The following is a 691-nucleotide window of genomic DNA, read 5'->3' as shown; positions in this document are numbered from 1 at the left end:
CTTCTAGGAGAAACTTCAGGATATGTGATAGATGCTAAAGCTTCAAAAGCAGTTTTAGAATCACTATGTCAAATTCTAAAACTAACCATAGACATGTCCGAGCTAGAACAGCGAGCAAAAGATACTGAAGAAATCATTAAAACAATTCAGGCACAAGCAGCAGCACAAGGAAATCAAGAACATGCAATCCCTTACAAATCAGAATCTGATGAAAAAAGTTTAGGATACATCAGCTAAAATGAAGAAGAGGGGGCCAATAGTTGGCTTGGCAGGAGTAATCATTACAATAGCCTCATTTTTAGCTGTACTTTCTATGGTTCCTGCATTTCAACCTGCAGTTAATGGAGAATTTCTTTTACCAAATCTTTTAGACGGAATGTTCTCTGAAGTCTCTGAGGAAGTTGAAATATTTCCAGGAAATTCTTACACGTTTAGCTATTCAAGTTCTATTTCTGAAATTCCATTGTTATGGGGTCTTCAGATAACTGATTATCAAGATGGAGATAGTTCTGTAGTGACAGTCTCTAACATCTATGGTGATAATTTTGGAACTTTTAGTTTGGATGGTCCTGTACTTTTTGATATGTTTGTAGTTCCAAACACTGACTCGATTAATTTTTTAGTTGAGAACACTGGTGACAGACCAATTAATGCATTGATGATGTTTGCCGAAGATCCTGATAATTCTGAT

At 35.9% G+C, this 691-nt stretch carries 2 protein-coding genes; both read left to right on the top strand.

Annotated elements, in window-relative coordinates; genetic code table 11:
- A partial coding sequence (locus C6988_RS08550) for a PAC2 family protein (protein WP_182134666.1) occupies positions 1–237 on the top strand: 237 nt, incomplete at its 5' end.
- A gap of 1 nt (position 238) precedes the next feature.
- The coding region (locus C6988_RS08545; RefSeq protein ID WP_182134665.1) for a hypothetical protein at positions 239–691 on the top strand (453 nt) is incomplete at its 3' end.

Origin of the sequence: Nitrosopumilus sp. b1 (genome assembly GCF_014078545.1) — an archaeon.
In the GTDB taxonomy this organism is placed as follows: domain Archaea; phylum Thermoproteota; class Nitrososphaeria; order Nitrososphaerales; family Nitrosopumilaceae; genus PXYB01.
Note: the sequence above shows the minus strand (reverse complement) of the source record. Positions and strands in the feature narration are given on the sequence as shown.